This window comes from Aeromonas sp. s7(2024) (genome assembly GCF_040907825.1).
In the GTDB taxonomy this organism is placed as follows: Bacteria; Pseudomonadota; Gammaproteobacteria; order Enterobacterales; family Aeromonadaceae; genus Aeromonas; species Aeromonas veronii.
This window is the reverse complement of sequence record NZ_JBFOCM010000027.1, coordinates 127520-149608: the sequence shown is the minus strand read 5'-3', so window position 1 is coordinate 149608 and position 22089 is coordinate 127520. Positions and strand designations below refer to the sequence as shown.

Here is a 22089-nt window from a genome sequence, read left to right as displayed (position 1 = left end):
TCGACTCCTAGCTTAGAACTGAAGACCAGCGTCACGTGCGGCAGCTGCCAGGGCAGCGATGCGACCGTGATACTTGAAACCGGAACGATCGAAAGATACGTTCTGAACGCCTTTGGCAATAGCACGCTCAGCGATAGCCTTACCTACAGCGGTAGCAGCATCTGCGTTACCGGTGTATTTCAGAGCTTCACTGATGGCTTTCTCTACTGTGGAAGCAGAGGCCAGAACTTCGGAACCGTTGGCTGCAATAACCTGCGCATAGATATGACGCGGGGTACGGTGAACAACCAGACGGGTAGCTCCCAGTTCCTGCATCTTTTTCCGAGCACGAGTAGCACGACGGAGACGAGCTGCTTTCTTGTCCATAGTGTTACCTTACTTCTTCTTAGCTTCTTTAGTACGCACTTGCTCGTTGGCATAGCGTACACCCTTGCCCTTGTAGGGCTCCGGAGCGCGGTAAGCACGGATATCGGCGGCGACTTGGCCAACCAGCTGCTTGTCGACGCCACGCAGAACGATTTCTGTAGCAGTCGGGCACTCAGCGGTCACACCAGCCGGCAGCGCATGCTCTACCGGGTGAGAGAAGCCCAGAGCCAGCGCAACAGCATTGCCCTTGATGGAGGCTTTATAACCTACACCAACCAGCTGCAGCTTGCGCTCGAAGCCTTGGGTAACACCGATTACCATGTTGTTGACCAATGCACGGGCAGTACCGGCCTGAGCGTCAGCACCAGCGATGCTGCCGCGCGGGGCGAACTTCAGTACATTGTCTTCTTTGGTCACTTCTACACCGGCGTGAATAGAGCGAACCAGAGAACCTTTACCACCTTTGATGGTCAGTTCCTGGCCGTTCAGAGTCACCTCTACGCCAGCAGGAATAGTGACGGGTGCCTTAGCAACACGAGACATTTCCTACCTCCTATTAAGCGACGTAGCAGATGATCTCACCGCCCATGCTTGCTTTGCGAGCAGCACGGTCAGTCATCACACCTTTAGACGTGGACACGATAGCAACACCGAGACCGCCCATAACTTTCGGCAGATCAGTAGTGCGCTTGTAAATACGCAGGCCTGGACGGCTTACGCGTTGGATCAGTTCTACAACTGGCTTGCCCTGGAAATATTTCAGTTCAATTTCCAGTTCCGGCTTCACGTCACCAGCTACGGAGTAGCCAGCGATGTAACCTTCTTCTTTCAGCACTTTGGCGATAGCCACTTTCAGCTTGGAAGAAGGCATGGAAACCGCAACTTTGCTCGCCGCCTGACCGTTACGGATGCGGGTCAGCATATCCGCGATCGGATCTTGCATGCTCATAAGTCTAACTCCCGAGATTCGTTACCAAGAAGCCTTCTTCAGGCCCGGAATTTCGCCCTTCATGGCATGCTCACGCACCTTGATGCGAGACAGGCCAAACTTGCGCAGGAAACCGTGCGGACGACCAGTAATATTGCAACGGTTACGCTGGCGGGACGGACTGGAATCACGGGGCAGCTGTTGCAGTTGCAGTACAGCATCCCAACGCGCTTCTTCAGAAGCGTTCATGTCAACGATGATAGCTTTCAGCTCGGCACGCTTGGTCGCGTACTTGGCTACCAGCTTGGCACGCTTTGCTTCGCGCGCTTTCATGGATGTTTTAGCCATAACCCTAACCTTACTTGCGGAATGGGAAGTTAAAGGCAGCCAGCAGAGCACGGCCTTCTTCATCGGTATTCGCGGAAGTGGTGATGGTGATATCCAGACCACGGACGCGATCGACTTTGTCATAGTCGATTTCCGGGAAGATGATCTGCTCACGCACGCCCATGGAGTAGTTACCACGACCGTCGAACGCTTTAGCGTTCAGGCCACGGAAGTCACGGATACGCGGTACGGAGATGCAGATCAGCCGTTCCAGGAACTCCCACATACGCTCGCCACGCAGGGTTACTTTACAACCTATCGGGTAGCCTTCACGAATCTTGAAGCCCGCAACAGATTTGCGAGCTTTGGTGATCAGCGGCTTCTGACCGGAAATGGCAGCCATATCGGCAGCAGCATTTTCCAGCAATTTCTTGTCAGAGATCGCTTCACCAACACCCATGTTCAGGGTGATTTTCTCGATCCGAGGGACTTGCATGATAGTCTTGTAACCGAACTGCTTGGACAGTTCATTTACTACATCGGATTTGTAGTAATCATGCAGTTTCGCCATCGTTAAACTCCAATTACTTCACAAGTTCGCCGGTGGATTTGAAGAAACGGACTTTTTTGCCGTCTTCAATCCGGAAACCAACGCGGTCAGCTTTGCCAGTGGCAGAGTTGAACAGCGCTACGTTTGATACATCGATGGGGGCTTCTTTGGTGACGATACCGCCAGCCTGACCCAGTGCGGGTACCGGCTTCTGGTGTTTCTTCACCTGGTTGATGCCTTCCACGATTACCTTACCTTTTGCAATCAGGACTTGAGTGACTTTGCCACGCTTGCCCTTGTCTTTGCCGGTAAGAACAATCACTTCGTCTTCGCGACGGATTTTAGCTGCCATCGTTCGACTCCTTACAGTACTTCGGGTGCCAGGGACACAATCTTCATGAACTTCTCATTACGCAGTTCACGGGTCACCGGGCCAAAAATACGAGTACCGATTGGCTGTTGGTTGTTGTTAAGCAACACAGCCGCATTGTTGTCGAAACGGATGACAGAGCCGTCCGGACGACGAACGCCTTTACGGGTGCGTACGACCACCGCGTTATACACATCACCTTTCTTCACTTTACCGCGAGGAATGGCTTCCTTGATGGAAACCTTGATGATGTCGCCGATGCCGGCGTAACGGCGGTGCGAGCCACCCAGAACCTTAATACACATTACACTGCGAGCGCCGGAGTTGTCGGCAACACCCAGCATACTTTGCATCTGGATCATCTTAGTGCTCCGCTTTGTTTACTTCTTATCCCTAATGGGATCTGGCTGCCTTCAAAAGGCGCGAAACTATAACACAGGATTTTCAGAAAAGGTAGCCTAAAAAACAAACGGCCCCTGAAAGGGGCCGCTTGGACTACAAAGTACCGATTAGGCCTTTTCTACAACGGCAACCAGGGTCCAGGACTTGGTCTTGGACAGCGGGCGGCATTCGCGGATTTCCACGAGGTCGCCAGCTTTGCACTCGTTGTTTTCGTCATGCACGTGCAGCTTGGTAGTGCGCTTGATGATCTTACCGTAGATCGGGTGCTTTACCTTGCGCTCGATAGCAACAGTGATGGACTTGTCCATCTTGTCGCTGATTACACGACCTTGCAGAGTACGGATCTTGTCAGTCATTACGCACCTGCCTTCTCAGTCAGTACAGTCTTGATACGTGCGACGTCACGACGCACTTGTTTCAGAGTGTGAGTCTGAGCCAGCTGGCCGGTGGACGCTTGCATGCGCATGTTGAATTGCTCACGCAGCAGGCCCAGCAGCTCCTGGTTCAGTTCTTCGACGCTCTTTTGACGCAGATCTTGGGCTTTCATCACATCACCGTCTTAATTACGAAAGTGGTCTGAACAGACAGCTTAGCTGCGGCCAGGGCAAACGCTTCACGCGCCAGAGCCTCAGGTACACCGTCCATCTCGTACAGAACCTTGCCAGGCTGGATCGGGCAAACCCAGTATTCCACGTTACCCTTACCTTTACCCATACGAACTTCGAGGGGCTTTTCGGTGATGGGCTTGTCCGGGAACACACGGATCCAGATCTTACCTTGACGCTTAACGTGACGGGTCATGGCACGACGGGCAGCTTCGATTTGACGAGCAGTCAGTTGACCACGGGATGTCGCCTTCAGGCCAAAGGTACCGAAGGATACTTCGTTACCAGAGGTGGCCAGACCGCGGTTACGACCCTTGTGGGTCTTGCGGAATTTAGTACGCTTAGGTTGCAACATTTACCGAATCTCCTTACTTAGCAGCGCGGCGCTTGTTGTCACGCTTGGGCTTTGCAGGAGCTTGCTCTTGAGCAGCGGCAGCGTTAACAGCAGCCAGACCGCCCAGAACTTCGCCCTTGAAGATCCAAACTTTAACGCCGATCACACCGTAAGTGGTGTGGGCTTCAGAAGTTGCGTAGTCGATGTCGGCACGCAGGGTGTGCAACGGCACACGACCTTCACGGTACCATTCGGTACGCGCGATTTCAGCGCCGCCCAGACGACCGGAAACTTCCACTTTGATGCCCTTGGCACCCAGGCGCATTGCGTTCTGTACGGCGCGCTTCATAGCACGACGGAACATTACACGACGCTCCAGCTGGGAAGTGATGCTGTCGGCAACGAGTTTGCCATCCAGCTCCGGCTTGCGGACTTCGGAAATGTTGATCTGAGCAGGCACGCCAGCAATAGTGGCTACAGCTTTGCGCAGCTTCTCAACGTCTTCGCCTTTCTTACCGATGACAACACCCGGACGAGCGGTGTGAATGGTCACACGGATGCTCTTGGCCGGACGCTCAATGGTGATCTTGGACAAGGACGCGTTTTTCAGTTCCTTGGTCAGGAACTGGCGTACTTGAAAATCGCTGTACAGGTTGTCAGCGAAGTCTTTGGTGTTCGCGAACCAGGTAGAATTCCAAGGCTTGGTAATACCCAGGCGAATGCCATTAGGATGTACTTTCTGACCCATTGCTTATCTCCCAGCCTTAGCGTCGGATACCACTACAGTGATGTGAGCGGTACGCTTGAGGATACGATCCGCACGACCTTTGGCACGCGGACGGATGCGCTTCATGGAGGGACCTTCGTCGACCATGATAGTAGCAACACGCAGCGCGTCGATATCGGCGCCTTCGTTGTGCTCAGCGTTTGCAATGGCAGATTCCAGCACTTTCTTAACCAGCACTGCAGCCTTTTTCGGGCTGAAGGTCAGGATATTCAGAGCCTTGTCTACGGACAGACCACGTACTTGATCGGCTACCAGACGAGCTTTCTGGGCAGAAGTACGGGCATAACGGTGTTTAGCGATAGCTTCCATCATTTATCCCTTAGCGCTTCTTAGCCTTCTTATCAGCAGCATGGCCGCGATAAGTACGAGTCGGTGCGAATTCACCCAGTTTGTGACCGATCATTTCTTCGGTAACGAAAACCGGAACGTGCTGACGACCATTATGGACAGCGATGGTCAAACCGATCATGTTCGGGATGATCATTGAACGACGGGACCAGGTTTTAACCGGCTTTTTATCCCCGCTTTCCACCGCTTTCTCTACCTTCTTCAGCAAGTGCAGGTCAATAAATGGACCCTTCTTGAGAGAACGTGGCATGGTGATTCCTCTATGTTAACAATTACTTGTTACGACGACGTACGATGTACTTGTCGGTACGCTTGTTCTTACGGGTCTTGAAGCCTTTAGCCTTCTGGCCCCATGGGGACACAGGCTGCATGCCCTTGTTACGACCCTCACCACCACCGTGCGGGTGGTCAACCGGGTTCATCGCCATACCGCGAACGGTCGGACGAATACCACGCCAGCGGTTTGCACCGGCTTTACCCAGTTGACGCAACATGTGCTCGGAGTTACCGACTTCACCGATGGTAGCGCGGCACTCGGCCAGAACTTTACGTACTTCGCCGGAACGCAGACGCAGAGTTACATAGTTACCTTCACGAGCCAGGATCTGGATGAAAGTACCAGCGGAACGAGCCAGCTGGGCACCTTTACCAGGCTTCATCTCTACAGCGTGAACGGTAGAACCAACCGGGATGTTGCGCATCGGCAGGGCGTTACCTACCTTGATGGCTGCATCAGCACCAGAAGCGATCGCGTCACCAGCTTTCAGGCCTTTCGGAGCCAGGATGTAACGACGCTCACCGTCTGCATACAACACCAGAGCGATGTTAGCGGTACGGTTCGGATCGTATTCCAGGCGCTCTACTTTAGCCGGGATACCGTCTTTGTCGCGCTTGAAGTCGACGATACGGTAGTGCTGCTTGTGACCACCACCGATATGACGGGTAGTGATACGGCCGTTGTTGTTACGACCACCGGACTTGCTTTTGCTGTCCAGCAGAGCGGCGAAGGGCTTGCCCTTGTACAGCTCTTGATTGACGATCTTGACGACGTGGCGGCGGCCCGGAGAAGTAGGCTTGCACTTAACGATTGCCATTTTTGAGAACTCCTCTTACTCGGCTGCGCCCATGAAGTCGATGTCCTGACCAGCTTTCAGGGTCACATAAGCCTTTTTCCAATCGGAACGACGGCCTACGCGTGCACCTGCGCGCTTGGTCTTACCCTTCATGTTCAGGGTACGGACGGTCTCAACTTCGACCTCGAACAGTTTCGCAACTGCAGCTTTGACTTCCGCCTTGGTAGCATCAACAGCAACTTTGAACACGATAGTGTTCTGCTTTTCTGCAACCATGGTGCTCTTTTCAGAGATGTGCGGAGCCTTCAGAACTTTCAGCAGACGCTCTTCACGGATCATGCCAGCATCTCCTCGATTTGCTTAACTGCGTCAGCAGTCATCAGAACCTTGTCGAAAGCGATCAGGCTGACCGGGTCGATACCGGCAACGTCACGCACGTCAACTTTGTACAGGTTGCGAGCAGCCAGGAACAGGTTCTCATCGACTTCAGCAGTCACGATCAGAACGTCAGTCAGTTCCATTTCTTTCAGCTTGGCGATCAGTTCTTTGGTCTTCGGAGCTTCGATGCCGAACTTCTCAACAACGATCAGGCGCTCTTGACGTACCAGCTCGGACAGAATGCTACGGATAGCGCCGCGGTACATCTTCTTGTTTACTTTCTGGCTGTGATCTTGCGGCTTAGCAGCAAAAGTCACACCACCGGAACGCCAGATGGGCGAACGGATGGAGCCAGCACGGGCACGACCAGTACCCTTCTGACGCCACGGCTTTTTGCCGCCACCAGACACTTCAGAGCGAGTCAGCTGCGCACGAGTACCCTGACGGGCACCAGCGGCATATGCAACGACGACCTGGTGAACCAGAGCTTCGTTGAATTCGCGCCCGAAGGTAGTCTCGGAAACTTCAAGAGCGCTCTTGGCGTCTTTCATTACCAATTCCATTACTATCTCCTCAGACGTTACGCTTTGACGGCAGGTTTGACGATCACGTTGCCGTTGGTTGCACCCGGTACTGCACCTTTGATGAGCAGCAGGTTGCGTTCAGCGTCAACACGAACCAGTTCAAGGTTCTGAGTCGTTACACGCTCAGCACCCATGTGACCAGCCATCTTTTTGCCCTTGAATACACGACCCGGAGTCTGGTTCTGACCGATAGAACCCGGAACGCGGTGAGACAAGGAGTTACCGTGGGTCATATCCTGGGTGCGGAAGTTGTGGCGCTTAACAGTACCAGCAAAGCCCTTACCTTTGGATGTGCCGGTAACGTCTACCAGCTTAACGTCAGCGAGAAGATCTACTTTCAGCTCGCTACCAACAGTGAAAGTTTCACCGTTGTTCAGGCGGAATTCCCACAGACCGCGACCGGCTTCTACACCAGCTTTGGCGAAGTGGCCAGCTTCCGGCTTGGTCACACGGCTGGCTTTCTTGGCGCCAGTGGTAACCTGAATAGCGTTGTAGCCGTCGGTTTCTACAGATTTGACCTGAGTTACACGGTTAGCTTCAACTTCGATAACAGTCACCGGGATAGAAACGCCATCTTCAGTGAAGATGCGAGTCATACCCACTTTGCGACCTACAAGACCGATTGTCATTGTTATCAACCTCTTTCCGTAATTAACCCAGGCTGATCTGGACGTCTACACCAGCTGCCAGATCCAGACGCATCAGGGCGTCTACGGTCTTGTCAGTCGGCTCAACGATGTCTACCAGACGCTTGTGAGTGCGGATCTCGTACTGATCACGCGCATCTTTGTTGACGTGCGGGGAGATCAGGACGGTGAAGCGCTCTTTGCGAGTCGGCAGCGGAATAGGACCGCGAACCTGCGCGCCAGTGCGCTTAGCAGTTTCAACGATTTCCGCAGTGGATTGATCAATCAGGCGATGATCAAAAGCCTTCAGGCGGATACGGATTCTTTGGTTCTGCATTGACAGAGCTCCAATAGATAAAAGAACATAAATCAACACCGCCCGACCGAGATTTCTCCCGCCAGAGGTGTGATTTTTCACGTTTCCCCCCATATCGGGAGGACTGTATGGCTGGCTCCTGTAAACAGGAAACTCAGCAGCAGACATATCGTCTGGCTTACCTCATGGGTAAGCGGAGGGGATTATACGGATTTTTCAAATTTGCGCAAGGGAGAGCGAACAGATTATGCGCAGTTTTATGTGACAGATGGATCTCGCCTGCGGCAACACACTCTGCTGCCAACACCAAGGTAACGACAATGTTACAAGCAGACTGGTAGACTGTGTGCTTGCCTCTGTCAGTGGAACGACATCCCATGCTCAAAGATCAAAAGAAAGCCTATCAGTATGGCCTTTGCGCCGTTGCCCTCTGGTCGACGGTCGCCACAGCCTTCAAGATCTCCCTCGCCTATTTCGAACCTGTGCAACTGTTGCTTGTGGCCGCCTTCACCTCGACTCTCACGCTGACAGCCGTCGTCGCCAAACAGGGCAAACTGCCGCTGCTGGGGAGCTACATCAAGGCCCGCCCTTTCTACTACCTGACTCTGGGCGTGCTGAACCCCTTTCTCTATTACCTGTTGCTGTTCAAAGCCTATGATCTGCTGCCTGCCCAGCAGGCACAGACCCTCAACTACACCTGGGCCATTACCCTCAGTCTGCTGGCCGTCCCCTTCCTCGGCCAGAAGCTGCGTCGGCGCGATGGCGTCGCTATCGTGCTGGGGTATTTTGGCGCGCTGGTGATCGCCACCAGAGGGGATGTATTCGGCCTCCAGTTCGACAGCCCCCTCGGCGTGACGCTGGCGCTGGTCTCGACCCTCATCTGGGCCAGCTACTGGATCCTCAACACCCGCAATCAGGGGGATCCCATCGTCAGCCTGTTGCTCGGCTTTATGATCAGCCTGCCTTTTATCGTCGTGGCGACTTGGTTGCTCTCCGATTTTGCCATGACCGCCTGGCAGGGGTGGGCTGGTGCCATCTATGTGGGACTGTTCGAAATGGGCTTCGGTTTTGTGCTCTGGCTGATGGCACTGCGCCATGCCACCAACACGGCCCCCATCAGCAACCTCATCTTCATCTCGCCGTTTGCCTCACTGGTGCTGCTCAATCTGCTGATCGGCGAAGCCATCCATCCAGCCACCCCAATCGGGTTGGCGCTCATCATTGCCGCCCTGTTGATCCAGCAGCTCAAGTACGGCAAACGCTATCGAGCATCAGTCGAAACCAAGAGCTGACCATGCAGAAGGGCGTATCCACGGATACGCCCTTCTCTCAATCCATCCACTCCTGTGGCTGATGTTTCGGCAGCCGCATCTCGACCAGCAGGCCGCCGAGATCCGAGCTTCCCAACCGGATAGTGCCGTGGTGCTGGGCGACTATCTTGGCCACGATGGCCAACCCCAGCCCACTACCGCCGACGGTCCGCGCCACATTCCCCTGAGTAAACGGCTTGAGCACCCGGGAATAGTCCTGCTCCGGAATGCCGGGGCCATCATCGGAGAGGCGCAAGCGCACCCAGTGCCCATCGTCCTTGAGCTCGGCATGCAAACGGCTCGCCCCATAGCGCTGCGAGTTGCTTGAGAGGTTGTTCAACACCCGCCGGATGCTGACCGGATTGCAGGCCACCCGCACCGCCTCTTGTGGCAGCGCCAGATCAACTTCCAGTCCCTGCTCCGAGTAGATCAGCAAGGTATCGTGCACCAGCTGGGTCAGGTCGATCGGCTCCAGATCCTGGCCTTCATCCGGACGGATGTAATCGATGAACTGATCGATGATGGCATTGGACTCATCGATATCGGCGTTGATGCTCTCCTTGAGGTACTCGTCACCAGAGGACATCATCTCGGTCGCCAGCCGGATGCGGGTCAGCGGGGTACGCAGATCGTGGGAAACCCCCGCCATCATCAGGTTACGCTCTTCGATCAGGCTCTTGATGGAGTGCGACATATGGTTGAAGGTGCGGGTCAGCCGCCGCACCTCCCTTGAGCCCAGCTCCCCCAGCGCCTCGGGGAAATGGCCCCTGGCAACAGCAACGGCACCAGCCTCGAGATCCTCGAGCGGGCGCACCAGCTGCCGGGCAAAGCGCCAGGCCGCAAACAGGGTGATCACCAGCAGCACACTCAGATAGATGATGAGGGGTTCGATATCGTCATCTTCAATCTCGGTCAGCGGGATCCGCACCCAGATTTTGCTGGCCTGCGGCGGCTGGATCCAGATGATGTAGTGATCCTGGATCTCGACCCGCACCTTGGCCGGGCCACCCAGTTCGCGGCTGATGTTCTCCTCCAGATAGGGGTACGGCTTGGCATCGTTGAAGCCATGCTGCACCGCCTCGCTCTGGGTATAGATGTCGGTACCGGTTGTCACATAGACCAGCGCCTCGGCATCTTCACTCAGCGCCAGTTGTTCTGTGTTGACCGGAAAGATCAGCTTGACCTGATTGGCCAGCAAGTGACTGATCTGCTTGACGGTTGGCGCCAGCAGATAGTTGTAGAAGGTGACGTAGGAGACTGCTTGATAGACCACCAGAACGGCAGCCAGAAACCAGAGCATGCGCGAGAACATGCTGCCGACCTTTTTCATGCACCGTCACCATCTGGCACGAACACATACCCCAGACCCCACACTGTCTGCAGGTAGCGGGGCTGGGCCGGATCCTGTTCCAGCAGACGGCGCAGGCGAGAGACCTGCACGTCGATGCTGCGCTCGGTGGCAGTGTATTCGCGGCCACGGGCCAGATTCATCAGCTTGTCGCGAGAGAGCGGCTCGCGCGGATGGCTGACCAGTACCTTGAGCACCGCAAATTCACCGCTGGTGAGCGCCATCGGCTCACCATCCCGGCTCAGCTCGCGGGTCGCCAGATTGAGCTGGAAGGCGCCGAAGTTGACCACTTTCTCTGCAGCAGAGGGTGCCCCCGGCAGCTCGACGGTATGGCGGCGCAGCACGGCACGGATCCGCGCCAGCAGTTCGCGTGGGTTGAACGGCTTGGGCAGATAATCATCGGCCCCCATCTCGAGCCCGACGATGCGATCCACTTCATCCCCCTTGGCGGTGAGCATCAGCACCGGGATCTGGTTACCCGCTTCCCGCAGACGGCGGCAGATGGAGAGCCCATCCTCCCCCGGCAGCATCAGGTCGAGCACCATCAGGCTGAAGTTTTCACGAGTCAGCAAGCGATCGGCCTGCTCGCCATTGGCCACACCGCGCACTACGAAGCCCTGCTCGGTGAGATAGCGCTCCAACAGGGAACGTAATTTCAGGTCATCGTCCACGACCAGGACCTTGTATTGCTGCTGACTCATTGCTTTGCCTCTTCATTCTTTAGCTGCCCCCAATACTAGGGGGGGATATAGCGGGAGCAAAGCACAAATATGTTACCGGTTATTACCCGTCCCGAGAGCGTGACGGCCATCAAGTCACTGCGCTGGCCAGCGACTCCCTGAATGGCGCCAGCCGAGCCATCACGATTTCCCTCGACAGCAAGAGGACAAAAGCTAATATTCCCGAGCAGTTAGCGATGAATACCCCTCTTTGACAGGTCCGCATCACCATGAAGACAAAGCTGATCACCCGCGAAGGCTACAACAAGCTGAAAGAAGAGCTCGATTTCCTCTGGCGCCAGGAGCGCCCCGAGGTCACCAAGAAGGTGGCATGGGCCGCCAGTCTGGGGGATCGCAGCGAAAATGCCGACTACCAGTACAACAAGAAGCGGCTGCGGGAGATCGATCGGCGGGTGCGTTACCTGCGCAAGTGCCTCGAAGAGCTGGGGATCGTCGACTATGCCCCCGCGCAGGAGGGCAAGGTCTTTTTCGGCGCCTGGGTCGAGGTGGAAAACGAAGAGGGCGAGACCAAGCGCTTTCGCATCGTCGGCTATGACGAAATCTTCGAGCGCAAGGATTACATCTCCATCGACTCCCCCATGGCCCGCGCCCTGCTCAAGAAAGAGGTCGGTGATGAGGCCATCGTCCGTACGCCAGTTGGTGACGTCTGCTGGTATATCAACGAGATCAGCTACCCCAAATAGCCGGACTACTGGTGAGCGGCTTGCCACAGGCACATCCTGGGTCACAGGTGCAATGGCAAGATATGCGCTCTCCCCTGCGACTTATCAGTCTGACTGGTGCAGACCCCGGCGCAGGGTGGCATCCCGCAACACGACCCCATATAGTGCTCACACTTGGCGCCTGATGGCGCGGACTCGACCACAGAGGCCCTCAACAACATCATGATGCAAACCATAGAGAGACAGATTGCCGGTGAGCTCAATGCTCGCCCCGAGCAGGTGCAGGCCGCAGTGCGCCTGCTGGATGAAGGCTCGACCGTGCCCTTTATCGCCCGTTACCGTAAAGAGGTGACCGGCGGTCTGGACGACAGCCAGCTACGTAATCTGGAGAGCCGCCTCGGCTATCTGCGTGAACTGGAAGATCGCCGTCAGGTGATCATTCGCTCCATCGAAGAGCAGGGCAAACTGACCCCCGAGCTGATGCGCGAATTGAATGGCGCCGACAGCAAGACCCGACTGGAAGACCTCTACCTCCCCTACAAGCCCAAGCGCCGCACCAAGGGGCAGATGGCGATCGAAGCCGGGTTGGAGCCGCTTGCCAACCTGCTGCTCAGCGACCCGATGCAGGATCCCGAGCAAGCTGCAGCCACCTTCCTCAATCCCGAACAGGGCATTGCCGACAGCAAGGCTGCCCTCGACGGCGCCCGCTATATCCTGATGGAGCGCTTCGCCGAGCAGGCCGACCTGCTGGAGAAGTTGCGCGACTACCTGTGGCAAAATGCCACCCTGCGCGCCCGCGTGGTGGCAGGCAAGGAGCAGGAAGGGGCCAAGTTCAAGGACTATTTCGAACACGACGAACCACTGCACAAGGCCCCCTCCCACCGGGTGCTGGCCATGCTGCGCGGCCGCAATGAGGGGATCCTCAATCTGGCGCTGGTCACCGGTGACGACGAGAGTGCCAGCCCCTGCGAAGGGATCATTGCCCACCACCTCAAGCTCAATCTGCAGAACCGCCCGGCCGACAAATGGCTGCAGGGGGTAGTGAGCTGGACCTGGAAGATCAAGTTGTCGCTTCAGATGGAGACCGAGCTGATCGGTCGCATCCGCGAGTCGGCAGAGGAGGAGGCGATCAAGGTGTTCGCCATGAACCTCAAGGATCTGCTGATGGCGGCCCCGGCCGGCATGCGCTGCACCATGGGGCTGGATCCGGGCATCCGCACCGGGGTCAAGGTTGCCGTGGTGGATGCCACCGGCAAGCTGGTCGATCACGCCACCATCTATCCGTTCGAACCGAAACGCCAGATTGATCAGAGCCTCAAGACCCTGAGCGAGCTGTGCCAGAAACACAAGGTCGAGCTCATCAGCATCGGCAACGGCACCGCCTCGCGAGAGACCGACCGGCTGGTAAGCGATCTGTTCGAGCGCTACCCCGCCGCCAAGGCGCAGAAGATAGTAGTCAGCGAAGCGGGGGCCTCGGTCTACTCCGCCTCCGAGCTCGCCTCCCAGGAATTCCCGGATCTCGATGTCTCGATCCGTGGCGCCGTCTCCATCGCCCGCCGCCTGCAAGACCCGCTGGCCGAGCTGGTCAAGATCGACCCCAAGAGTATCGGGGTGGGCCAGTATCAGCACGACGTCGGCCAGAGCCAGCTGGCCCGCCGACTGGATGCCGTGGTTGAGGATTGCGTGAACGCGGTCGGGGTCGATGTGAACACCGCCTCGGTCGCCCTGCTCAACCGGGTTTCCGGCCTCTCCCAGACGTTGGCCCAGAACATCGTCGCCTATCGGGATGAGCACGGCGCCTTCAAGAGCCGTCAGCAGTTGCTGAAAGTGAGCCGACTCGGCCCCAAAGCCTTCGAACAGTGCGCCGGCTTCCTGCGCATTCGCGGCGGCAGCAATCCCCTCGACAGCTCAGCGGTACACCCGGAGTCCTATCCGGTCGTGGAGCGGATCCTCGCCAAGCTGGAGCAGACCGTGGAGAGCCTGCTCGGCAACAGCAGCCTGCTGCGCAGCCTGAAACCGGCCGATTACACCGATGAGCAATTCGGCGTACCTACCGTCACCGACATCATCGGCGAGCTTGACAAGCCGGGCCGCGACCCGCGCCCCGAGTTCAAAACCGCGACCTTCAAGGAAGGTGTGGAGCAGATCAGCGACCTGGTGCCAGAGATGGTACTGGAAGGTGTAGTCACCAACGTCACCAACTTCGGCGCCTTCGTCGATATCGGTGTTCATCAGGACGGTCTGGTGCACATCTCCTCCCTGACCGACCGTTTCGTCAAGGATCCCCGTGAGGTGGTCAAGGCGGGCGACATTGTGCGGGTCAAGGTGCTGGAAGTGGACGCCCCGCGCAAGCGGATCAGTCTGACCATGCGCCTCGACGAAAAGGCAGGGCAACCCGCCCGCAAGCCGGCTGAAGCGCGCAACAGCAGTGCTGGCAACACCAAACCAAGAAATGAGCCGCGCCAAAGCCCCCCTATGGGTGGTGCCATGGGCAACGCCTTCGCGGCAGCGCTCTCCAAAGCGAAAAAGTAGCGAAACCTTCCAGAAGTCCTCTGAATGCAAAAAGCCCCGCAAGGGGCTTTTTTACACGCGAAGCTCAGGATCACTGCGCCAGGGCAGCAAGAATGCTCTCGGGCTCTCCATGCTGGGCCAGCACCTCCCGCAGTCGGTTGAATGCCTTGCAGGCCTCTTGCGGATACTTGCCGTAAGAGACGACGCCGGTGTGGCTCCAGCCAGCCGCCAGCATCACTTTCTTCTTGAAACTGGTTCCTTCAGTTCCCCCTCCTCCGAGCTGCATCAGAAATTGCTCCATCTGCAGGTGGGGGGGCGGTACACGGGAGAAGGTGGTGAAATCTTCCGCTTTGACTTCATCGAAATGCATGACAGCTCCTGTGAAATTGGAATGGGCCTGATCTTCAGGTTAGTTGCAAAACAGGCAAAGCAGCTGAAAGTTTGGCGAGGGTGATTCAGATATGCAGACTGAGGGACTGGGTAGAGGCCGGGCTGACAGCCTGTTGATAGTGGCCCGCGATGACGCTGTTGCGCTTGTCCATATAGGCACTCAGCACGCCGCCCGATTTTGCGCTCTGCTCGGCCATCAGCTCTTTGCGCGCCTTGGCTTCACTGGCGGCGGCGCCGCGCGCGACGGCCAGATCCTGCGCGGAAGGCTCGGCAGGCGCCAGCGCTGCAGAGCGGATCTGCTGCATCTTGGCGATGGTAGCGGCAGGGTCACCGGGTACGACACTGGTATCGATCTGGACTTCGCCACCCGTCGCATAACGCTTGCCATCCGGCCCTTGCGTAAACTGATAGGTGGGCGATCTGGCGTACTCTCCACCCGCAGACTGGTGCGCCTGCTCGTGAGTGCGCACCTCCTTGTCACGCTCGACAAGATCCTGAACCTGCTGCTCTTGCCGCTGTTGCTGCTCCTGATGTTTGGGATCTTGCTGCTTGCGCTGCCCATCCTCGCCGGTGGCCTCGACAAAGCGATTGTCTGGCAGTGTCGTCGGGGCTAATTGCCCGGTTTCACGGCTGTTCTGGGAGGTCTGATTGCTGGAGGCCTGACCGGCTTTGGATTTCTCTTTTTGGGAGCCGACTTCAGATTCGGCAACGGAGGCTTGGCCCGCCCGGGCCTGCGGGATCAGTTCTGCCCGGCGATTATCCGTCCTCGCCGCTTCCACCTGAGGTTGCAGCTGTGTCGGGATAAGGGGAGGCAGACTGACATTGATGTTCATCTCACACCCGGATGTCGATCAGGGTTCCCATCATCTCGCTGGCGGTCTGCACTACCTTGGCTGAAGCGCCAGCCTGCTGCTCGGCCACCTTGAGATTGACGAGCTCATCGGTCACTTGCACCTGATCCCCGCTGGGGGTGTTGAGGCGGGCGATCTGATTGGATGCCTTGTCGGCAATCTGCTCGGCTCGCTGAAATCCCTGTACCCCGCTGTTGAAAGCAGAATCAATACGCATGGTGTTACTCCTCTGGTCACAGCTTAATTATCCGCCAGACCAGAGGATTAATGAAGCTTGCAGGCTGTTTTTTAGCCAACAAAATCTCGAACGATTTCAATGAATTCGTCAGGATGGGAGATAAAAGGTGCGTGTGAGGCCTTATTAAGGGTCACGCTGCGGCTGGCAGGGTAGAGATCATCCAGCAGGGGAATGGCTGCCTTGGGTACCAATGAATCCAGTCGGCCATAGATCCGCAACCAGGGCAGATCCAGCTCCCGCAGCGGTTCGCGCAGGTCAATCTCGGCCAACAGCGTCAGCCCGGCCTCGAGTGCGGCAAACAGGGGCGCCGGGCGCTCGGCCAGCCAGTGGCGCAACTGACGGATATCGTCCCGGGCATGTTCGCTGCCCATGGCCTGGATCGCCAGAAAGCGCTCTATGGTCTGGCGAAAATCCCCCGCCAGCATCTGGTTGAAGCCGGTCAGCACCTTGGGGGCGATCCCCGGCCACTCGTCGCGGGCCATGAAACAGGGGGAGCTGGCCACGGTGATCAGGGAATGCAACCGCTCGGGATGCGTCAGCGCCAACTGGCTTGCCACCAGACCCCCTAGCGACCAACCAAGCAGATGGCACTTCTGTGGCAAGATAGCGGCCACCTGCTCGGCAAGCCAGGTCAGGCTGTAATCCACCTGGTCTGCCAGCGGGCTGTTGCCAAAACCAGGCAAATCTACCAGATGAACCCGATAGTGGGGCGCCAACTGTTGGGCAATACCATGCCAGACCGCACCGTTCATCCCCCAACCGTGCAACAGCACCAGATCGGGCCCCTGGCCAAACTGCTCTACCGATATGCTCATCTAGACTCAAGATCCCTGTTCATGCTCTTGGGGTCAGCATGTTAAAGCGACTGCTCGCTAAAGCAAGCCCGCTGCTCGGCAACCACGGCGACTGGCAAGGGAGTTGCCTGCTCTGTCATCAGCCTTGTGACAACGAGCCCCTGCTCTGCAGCTGGTGTCGGCAGGCGCTGCACCAGCCACAGCCGAGATGCCGCCTCTGCGCCGCGCCGCTGGCTGACTATATAGAAGAGAGCATACCGGTCTGCGGCCGCTGCCAGCGCAGACCTCCCCCCTGGGAGCGGTTGCAGGTGATCGGCGACTACCAGGCTCCCTACCCCATGCTGATCCCCCGGCTCAAATATTCCGGCCAGATCCTGCTGGCGCCGCTACTGGCACGCCTCTTGGCCGATCATCTGGATGGCCGCGAGCCGCCGGAGGCGATCATTCCAGTTCCCCTGCACTGGTGGCGACAGTGGCGGCGCGGATTCAATCAGGCGGAGGAGATCGCGCAAGCCCTTGGCGAGTTCACCGACATTCCCTGCGACAACACTTTGTTGCAGCGCATCAAGGCGACCCCGCAACAAACAACCCTGAGCGCCGGGCAACGGCGGCGCAATCTGCGCGGGGCATTCCGGATCCGCTCCCACCAATACCATCATGTCGCCCTGCTCGATGACGTTGTGACCACAGGCGCCACCGCCGGTCAGCTCAGCCGTCTGCTCCATGAGAGCGGCATCACAAAGGTGGAAGTGTGGGCGATCTGTCGTACCCTGCGGCACAGCAAGTAGCCATCGGCATGCTACCCAAGCATTAATAACCGCGTTATCATGAATACCCTAGTCGTACACTCAGGTTTATGAGGATAGTGATGATCAGCATTTCCGACGCCGCCCAGGCCCATTTCCGTAAACTGCTGGAAAAACAGCCTGATGGCACCAATATCCGGGTGTTTGTGGTCAATCCGGGAACCCAGAATGCCGAGTGTGGCGTATCGTATTGCCCACCCGATGCCGTGGACCCGGAAGATCAACACCTGCCCTTCAGCGGCTTCGACTGCATGGTTGATCCCCTGAGCGCCCCCTTCCTGGTGGATGCCACCATCGACTTCGTGACCGATCAGATGGGCTCCCAGCTCACCCTGAAAGCACCGAACGCCAAAATGCGTAAAGTGGCCGATGACGCGCCGCTGATCGAGCGCATCGAGTACGTGTTGATGTCCGAAGTGAACCCCATGCTGGCCGGTCACGGTGGCAAGGTCACCCTGGTCGAACTGACCGAAGACAAACTGGCCATCCTGCAGTTTGGCGGCGGTTGCAACGGTTGCTCCATGGTCGATTACACCCTGAAAGAGGGGATCGAAAAGCAACTGCTTGAGAAGTTCCCGGGCGAGCTCAACGGCGTGAAAGACGCCACCGAGCACCAGCGCGGCGATCACTCCTACTACTGATTTGCGGCCCTTGCGCAAAGAAAAGGCCCCGCCATCTGGCGGGGCCTTTTGCATGGGCAATCGGCAGATTACTCGTCCTTCTTGTCTCGCGACAGCAGGGCGATGGCCGCCTCTTTCGGGTTCTTACCCTCGTAGAGCACCTTGAAGATCTGCTCGCAGATGGGCATCTCGACGCCGCAGCGGGCCGCCAGCAGATGTACCTCTTTGGTGTTGCGATACCCCTCCACCACCTGACCGATCTCGGTCATGGCGGTGTTCACATCCTTGCCAGCCCCGAGGGCCAGCCCGAAGCGACGGTTGCGCGACTGGTTGTCGGTACAGGTGAGCACCAGATCCCCGAGCCCCGCCATCCCCATAAAGGTTTTGGCATCGGCACCCAGCGCCGCACCCAGACGCTGCATCTCCACCAGACCCCGGGTGATGAGCGCGGTTCTGGCATTGGCGCCAAACCCGAGCCCGTCGGAGAGACCGGCACCGATAGCGATGACGTTCTTAACCGCCCCACCCAGCTGCAGACCGACGAAATCCGGATTGGTATAGACCCGGAACGAGCGACCACAGTGCAGCAGATGGGAGAGATCGTCGGCGAACTCGTCGTGGGTCGAAGCGACCGAGATGGCGGTCGGCAGACCGGCAGCCAGCTCCTTGGCGAAGGTGGGACCGGAGATCACCGCCAGCGGTATCTCGTCACCCAGCACTTCACGGGCCACGTCCTGCAGCAGACGGCCACTGTCCGGCTCCAGACCCTTGGTGGCCCAGGCGATACGGGTATCGGGGCGCAGGAAGGGTTTGATCCGGGTCAGTACATCACCAAATACATGGCTCGGCACGACCAGCAGCAGCACGGGGGCAGCCTGTACCGCACGTTGCAAATCCGCAGTCAGCTGTAAATCAGCAGGAAAAGGGACATCAGGCAAAAATGCCTTGTTGCAGCGGTCTTGTTCCAGCTCGGCGACATGAGCGGGGTCGTGACCCCACAGCAGGGTCGGATGACCGTTGCGCGCCAGAGAAATGGCAAGGGCGGAGCCATAAGACCCCGCCCCCAAGACCGAGATAGCGATCTGGTCAGCCATTATCAGGCTTCCGCAGTCGCCTGCTGGGCCTGTGCTTGCGCCATGTGTTGGGCAAACAGGGCATCGAAGTTGACCGGTGCCAGGTTCAGCTGCGGGAAGGAACCCTTGCTCACCATGTTGGCCACGGCTTCGCGGGCATACGGGAACAGGATGTTCGGGCAGAAGGCAGCCAGGCAGTGAGCCAGTTGCGGCTCCGGCAGGTTACCGATGGTGAAGATACCAGCTTGCTGTACTTCGCACAGGAAGGCAGTTTCGGTTTCCAGTTTGCAGGTTACGGTCAGGGTCAGGACAACCTCGTACACGTTCTCAGCCAGGATGTTGGTCTTGGTATCCATATCCAGCTTGACGTCCGGCTGCCACTCTTTCTGGAAGATGTGCGGGGTGTTCGGCGCTTCGAAAGAGACATCCTTGGTGTAAACACGCTGGATGTGGAATTCCGGTTGTACTTCCTGGTTGTTGATCTCGTCAGCCATTTCGTTTGATTCCTTGTTATATGGATAAGTGGGCTCAGGCCCTGCTTAAATCAGCGTTTCTTGGTTACCGGCAGATTTTCTGCACGCCAGTGGGCCATGCCACCGCCGAGCACATAAACCTGCTTGAAGCCAGCTTTGCTCAGCTGACGGCCCGCGCCGCCCGCAGTCATTCCCGACTCGCACACCACTATGATGGGGGCATCTTTATGCTTTTCAACCGGGCCCAGATTATTGCTCTGGATCTGGGTCAGCGGCAGGTGCTGGGCACCGGCCAGATGGCCCTTGGCGTACTCTTCCTGACTGCGAATATCCACCACGGTGGCATTCTCGCGGTTGATCAGCAGGGTCGCGGTGTGGTTGTTGACGGTTTTTACCGGGGACAAACGGGCACGCACAGTGGTGTAAACCAGAGTGCCAGCCAGACCCAACCAGGCTGCGGTCAGCAGCGGGTTACGGGCCGCAAAATCCAAATACTCTTGCATCTTCTACTATCCAGGGACCAAGACAAGGGCCCGAGTATACATGGGGGTATTGATAAGATCAGCCATCTTGGCGGCAAAGCGCGAGCAGGCTCCCATCATCATTGGGCAGCGAGCATGGCAGGAAGGGCATGGCTTGCGGGGCCGCGGGAGCGCCCCTTGGCTATCAGGTGACTATTTCGGCAGATGTAGTAATATTACGCTAGTTTCATTTCCCGCATTTTTTCCAATCCGAGAGGACATAGTCTTATGTCAACAGCTAAGAAACCTTTGGTTCTGGTCATCATGGACGGTTGGGGCTACAGCACCAAGCAAGAGCACAACGCCGTCGCTGCAGCCAAGACTCCCAACCTCGATCGTCTGGCCCGTGACTACACCAGCACCCTGATCTCCGGCTCCGGTCTGGACGTCGGTCTGCCGGATGGCCAGATGGGTAACTCCGAAGTAGGCCACGTCAACATCGGTGCCGGTCGCATCGTCTATCAGGAGCTGACCCGCATCTCCAAAGACATCCAGGACGGTGAATTCTTCCAGAACGTCGAGCTGGCCAAGGCTGTTGACGCTGCCGTCACCAACGGCAAAGCCGTTCACATCATGGGCCTGATGTCCCCGGGTGGCGTACACAGCCACGAAGAGCACATCATGGGTATGATCGAAATGGCTGCCAAGCGTGGCGCCGAGAAGATCTACCTGCACGCCTTCCTGGATGGCCGCGACGTTCCGCCGCGCTCCGCCCAGTCCTCCATCGAGCTGTTCGATGCCCTGTTCGCCAAGCTGGGCAAGGGTCGTTTCGCCTCCATGATCGGCCGTTACTTCGCCATGGACCGTGACAACCGCTGGGATCGCGTGCAGCAAGCCTATGACCTGATGACCCAGGGCAAGGGCGAGTTCACCGCCGAGAGCGCCACCGAAGCACTGGCTGCCGCTTATGCTCGCGACGAGAACGACGAGTTCGTCAAAGCCACCCGCATCGGCGAAGCTGCACCGATGGAAGATGGCGATGCGCTGATTTTCATGAACTTCCGTGCCGACCGTGCCCGTGAAATCACCCGCGCCTTCGTTGACACCGACTTCACCGGCTTCGCCCGTGCAGTCGAGCCGAAGCTGAACTTCGTGATGCTGACCGAATACGCGGCCGACATCAAAACCGCCTGTGCCTACCCGCCGACCGCTCTGGTCAACACCCTGGGTGAGTGGCTGGCCAAGCAGGGCAAGACCCAGCTGCGCATCTCCGAAACCGAGAAGTATGCTCACGTTACCTTCTTCTTCAACGGTGGCGAAGAGTCCTGCTTCACCGGCGAAGATCGCGAGATCGTGGCCAGCCCGAAAGTTGCAACTTATGACCTGCAGCCGGAAATGAGCTCCGAAGAGCTGACCGACAAGCTGGTTGCGGCCATCAAGAGCGGCAAGTACGACGTCATCATCTGTAACTACCCGAATGGCGACATGGTTGGTCACACCGGTGTGTTCGATGCCGCCGTCAAAGCGTGTGAAGCCGTTGACCACTGCATCGGTCGCGTGACCGACGCGCTGGCCGAAGTGGGTGGCGAGTGCCTGATCACTGCCGACCACGGTAACGCCGAGAAGATGCTGGACGAAGAGACTGGTCAGGCCCACACCGCCCACACCAATCTGCCGGTTCCGCTCATCTATTTCGGTCGCAAAGCCGAGGTAGTTGAAGGTGGCAAACTGTCCGATCTGGCCCCCACCATGCTGACCCTGATGGGTCTGCCGGTGCCGCCGGAAATGACTGGCAAGCCCCTGATGATTCTGAAATAA

At 57.6% G+C, this 22089-nt stretch carries 33 protein-coding genes; 6 read left to right on the top strand and 27 right to left on the bottom strand.

Annotation, left to right across the window (positions count from 1 at the left end):
- Positions 1-12: 12 nt before the first annotated feature.
- From rplR to rpsJ, 18 genes are all read right to left on the bottom strand, one after another.
- Positions 13-366 (bottom strand): 50S ribosomal protein L18, encoded by a 354-nt coding sequence (gene rplR, locus AB5Y73_RS13245; RefSeq protein ID WP_005340606.1) that lies wholly within the window; start codon positions 364-366, stop codon positions 13-15.
- 9 nt (positions 367-375) lie between these two features.
- Complete coding sequence (gene rplF / locus AB5Y73_RS13240; RefSeq protein WP_005340607.1) at positions 376-909, bottom strand: 50S ribosomal protein L6; 534 nt, start codon at positions 907-909, stop codon at positions 376-378.
- 13 nt (positions 910-922) lie between these two features.
- Entirely contained in the window at positions 923-1315 is a 393-nt protein-coding gene (gene rpsH, locus AB5Y73_RS13235) for a 30S ribosomal protein S8 (protein WP_005307980.1), read from the bottom strand.
- A 21-nt stretch (positions 1316-1336) separates the two neighbouring features.
- Entirely contained in the window at positions 1337-1642 is a 306-nt protein-coding gene (gene rpsN / locus AB5Y73_RS13230; protein ID WP_005340609.1) for a 30S ribosomal protein S14, read from the bottom strand.
- A 10-nt stretch (positions 1643-1652) separates the two neighbouring features.
- On the bottom strand, positions 1653-2192 hold the full coding sequence (rplE, locus tag AB5Y73_RS13225) for a 50S ribosomal protein L5 (protein WP_005331162.1): 540 nt from the start codon (positions 2190-2192) through the stop codon (positions 1653-1655).
- 13 nt (positions 2193-2205) lie between these two features.
- Entirely contained in the window at positions 2206-2523 is a 318-nt protein-coding gene (gene rplX / locus AB5Y73_RS13220; protein ID WP_005307977.1) for a 50S ribosomal protein L24, read from the bottom strand.
- Positions 2524-2534: 11 nt separating this feature from the next.
- Positions 2535-2903 (bottom strand): 50S ribosomal protein L14, encoded by a 369-nt coding sequence (gene rplN / locus AB5Y73_RS13215; protein WP_005307975.1) that lies wholly within the window; start codon positions 2901-2903, stop codon positions 2535-2537.
- 147 nt (positions 2904-3050) lie between these two features.
- Positions 3051-3299, bottom strand: coding sequence for a 30S ribosomal protein S17 (rpsQ, locus tag AB5Y73_RS13210; RefSeq protein ID WP_005307966.1), 249 nt, complete (start codon positions 3297-3299; stop codon positions 3051-3053).
- Entirely contained in the window at positions 3299-3490 is a 192-nt protein-coding gene (rpmC, locus tag AB5Y73_RS13205; RefSeq protein ID WP_005307965.1) for a 50S ribosomal protein L29, read from the bottom strand. The genes rpsQ and rpmC overlap by 1 nt, the downstream gene beginning before the upstream one ends.
- Positions 3490-3903, bottom strand: a complete 414-nt coding sequence (rplP, locus tag AB5Y73_RS13200; RefSeq protein WP_005340612.1) for a 50S ribosomal protein L16 — start codon at positions 3901-3903, stop codon at positions 3490-3492. Before rplP ends, rpmC begins: the two co-directional genes overlap by 1 nt.
- A 13-nt stretch (positions 3904-3916) precedes the next feature.
- Complete coding sequence (gene rpsC, locus AB5Y73_RS13195; protein WP_005307962.1) at positions 3917-4630, bottom strand: 30S ribosomal protein S3; 714 nt, start codon at positions 4628-4630, stop codon at positions 3917-3919.
- Between the two features lie 3 nt (positions 4631-4633).
- The gene (rplV, locus tag AB5Y73_RS13190) at positions 4634-4978 is read right to left on the bottom strand and encodes a 50S ribosomal protein L22 (RefSeq protein WP_005319741.1); all 345 of its coding nucleotides are present in this window, start codon (positions 4976-4978) and stop codon (positions 4634-4636) included.
- Between the two features lie 10 nt (positions 4979-4988).
- Positions 4989-5267 carry a 30S ribosomal protein S19 gene (rpsS, locus tag AB5Y73_RS13185; protein WP_005307960.1) on the bottom strand — a complete coding sequence of 93 codons (279 nt, stop codon included), beginning with the start codon at positions 5265-5267 and terminating at the stop codon, positions 4989-4991.
- Positions 5268-5289: 22 nt separating this feature from the next.
- Positions 5290-6111, bottom strand: coding sequence for a 50S ribosomal protein L2 (rplB, locus tag AB5Y73_RS13180; protein WP_005340614.1), 822 nt, complete (start codon positions 6109-6111; stop codon positions 5290-5292).
- A 15-nt stretch (positions 6112-6126) separates the two neighbouring features.
- Positions 6127-6426 carry a 50S ribosomal protein L23 gene (rplW, locus tag AB5Y73_RS13175; protein WP_342690021.1) on the bottom strand — a complete coding sequence of 100 codons (300 nt, stop codon included), beginning with the start codon at positions 6424-6426 and terminating at the stop codon, positions 6127-6129.
- Positions 6426-7031, bottom strand: coding sequence for a 50S ribosomal protein L4 (rplD, locus tag AB5Y73_RS13170; RefSeq protein ID WP_005340616.1), 606 nt, complete (start codon positions 7029-7031; stop codon positions 6426-6428). Before rplD ends, rplW begins: the two co-directional genes overlap by 1 nt.
- A 17-nt stretch (positions 7032-7048) precedes the next feature.
- Complete coding sequence (rplC, locus tag AB5Y73_RS13165) at positions 7049-7681, bottom strand: 50S ribosomal protein L3 (RefSeq protein ID WP_005340620.1); 633 nt, start codon at positions 7679-7681, stop codon at positions 7049-7051.
- Between the two features lie 22 nt (positions 7682-7703).
- A complete protein-coding gene (gene rpsJ / locus AB5Y73_RS13160) occupies positions 7704-8015 on the bottom strand; it encodes a 30S ribosomal protein S10 (protein ID WP_005307944.1) in 312 nt (103 codons plus the stop codon).
- 356 nt (positions 8016-8371) lie between these two features.
- Here rpsJ and AB5Y73_RS13155 point away from each other — a divergent pair, with 356 nt between their 5' ends.
- Positions 8372-9286 (top strand): DMT family transporter, encoded by a 915-nt coding sequence (locus AB5Y73_RS13155; protein ID WP_107683337.1) that lies wholly within the window; start codon positions 8372-8374, stop codon positions 9284-9286.
- Positions 9287-9323: 37 nt separating this feature from the next.
- On the opposite strand, the gene envZ is transcribed toward AB5Y73_RS13155, so the two are convergent.
- Together envZ and ompR are read right to left on the bottom strand one after the other, a co-directional pair.
- On the bottom strand, positions 9324-10634 hold the full coding sequence (gene envZ / locus AB5Y73_RS13150; RefSeq protein WP_005340624.1) for a two-component system sensor histidine kinase EnvZ: 1311 nt from the start codon (positions 10632-10634) through the stop codon (positions 9324-9326).
- A complete protein-coding gene (ompR, locus tag AB5Y73_RS13145) occupies positions 10631-11353 on the bottom strand; it encodes a two-component system response regulator OmpR (protein ID WP_005340625.1) in 723 nt (240 codons plus the stop codon). Before ompR ends, envZ begins: the two co-directional genes overlap by 4 nt.
- 248 nt (positions 11354-11601) lie before the next feature.
- Between ompR and greB the strand changes: the two genes are divergently transcribed.
- Together greB and AB5Y73_RS13135 are read left to right on the top strand one after the other, a co-directional pair.
- Positions 11602-12075 (top strand): transcription elongation factor GreB, encoded by a 474-nt coding sequence (gene greB / locus AB5Y73_RS13140; protein WP_005342682.1) that lies wholly within the window; start codon positions 11602-11604, stop codon positions 12073-12075.
- A gap of 201 nt (positions 12076-12276) precedes the next feature.
- Entirely contained in the window at positions 12277-14586 is a 2310-nt protein-coding gene (locus AB5Y73_RS13135) for a Tex family protein (RefSeq protein WP_107683340.1), read from the top strand.
- Positions 14587-14656: 70 nt separating this feature from the next.
- On the opposite strand, the gene AB5Y73_RS13130 is transcribed toward AB5Y73_RS13135, so the two are convergent.
- The 4 genes from AB5Y73_RS13130 to bioH form a co-directional block, all read right to left on the bottom strand.
- On the bottom strand, positions 14657-14935 hold the full coding sequence (locus AB5Y73_RS13130; RefSeq protein WP_005340630.1) for a hypothetical protein: 279 nt from the start codon (positions 14933-14935) through the stop codon (positions 14657-14659).
- A gap of 85 nt (positions 14936-15020) precedes the next feature.
- Positions 15021-15788: a putative metalloprotease CJM1_0395 family protein gene (locus tag AB5Y73_RS13125; RefSeq protein ID WP_107683336.1), complete on the bottom strand. Its 768-nt coding sequence runs from the start codon at positions 15786-15788 to the stop codon at positions 15021-15023.
- Position 15789: 1 nt separating this feature from the next.
- Positions 15790-16023 (bottom strand): flagellar basal body rod C-terminal domain-containing protein, encoded by a 234-nt coding sequence (locus AB5Y73_RS13120; RefSeq protein WP_005342675.1) that lies wholly within the window; start codon positions 16021-16023, stop codon positions 15790-15792.
- 71 nt (positions 16024-16094) lie between these two features.
- Positions 16095-16859 (bottom strand): pimeloyl-ACP methyl ester esterase BioH, encoded by a 765-nt coding sequence (bioH, locus tag AB5Y73_RS13115; RefSeq protein ID WP_107683335.1) that lies wholly within the window; start codon positions 16857-16859, stop codon positions 16095-16097.
- A gap of 38 nt (positions 16860-16897) precedes the next feature.
- On the opposite strand from bioH, the gene AB5Y73_RS13110 reads away from it, so the two are divergent.
- Together AB5Y73_RS13110 and nfuA are read left to right on the top strand one after the other, a co-directional pair.
- Positions 16898-17626, top strand: coding sequence for an amidophosphoribosyltransferase (locus tag AB5Y73_RS13110; protein ID WP_107683334.1), 729 nt, complete (start codon positions 16898-16900; stop codon positions 17624-17626).
- Positions 17627-17706: 80 nt separating this feature from the next.
- On the top strand, positions 17707-18285 hold the full coding sequence (gene nfuA, locus AB5Y73_RS13105) for a Fe-S biogenesis protein NfuA (protein ID WP_005340636.1): 579 nt from the start codon (positions 17707-17709) through the stop codon (positions 18283-18285).
- 68 nt (positions 18286-18353) lie between these two features.
- Here nfuA and gpsA read toward each other — a convergent pair whose 3' ends face one another.
- The 3 genes from gpsA to AB5Y73_RS13090 are packed head-to-tail and all read right to left on the bottom strand — an operon-like array spanning position 18354 to position 20313.
- A complete protein-coding gene (gene gpsA, locus AB5Y73_RS13100; RefSeq protein WP_005356865.1) occupies positions 18354-19358 on the bottom strand; it encodes an NAD(P)H-dependent glycerol-3-phosphate dehydrogenase in 1005 nt (334 codons plus the stop codon).
- Between the two features lie 2 nt (positions 19359-19360).
- Positions 19361-19831, bottom strand: coding sequence for a protein-export chaperone SecB (gene secB / locus AB5Y73_RS13095; protein ID WP_005340639.1), 471 nt, complete (start codon positions 19829-19831; stop codon positions 19361-19363).
- Between the two features lie 50 nt (positions 19832-19881).
- Positions 19882-20313 (bottom strand): rhodanese-like domain-containing protein, encoded by a 432-nt coding sequence (locus AB5Y73_RS13090; protein ID WP_107683332.1) that lies wholly within the window; start codon positions 20311-20313, stop codon positions 19882-19884.
- 246 nt (positions 20314-20559) lie between these two features.
- Between AB5Y73_RS13090 and gpmM the strand changes: the two genes are divergently transcribed.
- A complete protein-coding gene (gene gpmM / locus AB5Y73_RS13085) occupies positions 20560-22089 on the top strand; it encodes a 2,3-bisphosphoglycerate-independent phosphoglycerate mutase (protein ID WP_005356867.1) in 1530 nt (509 codons plus the stop codon).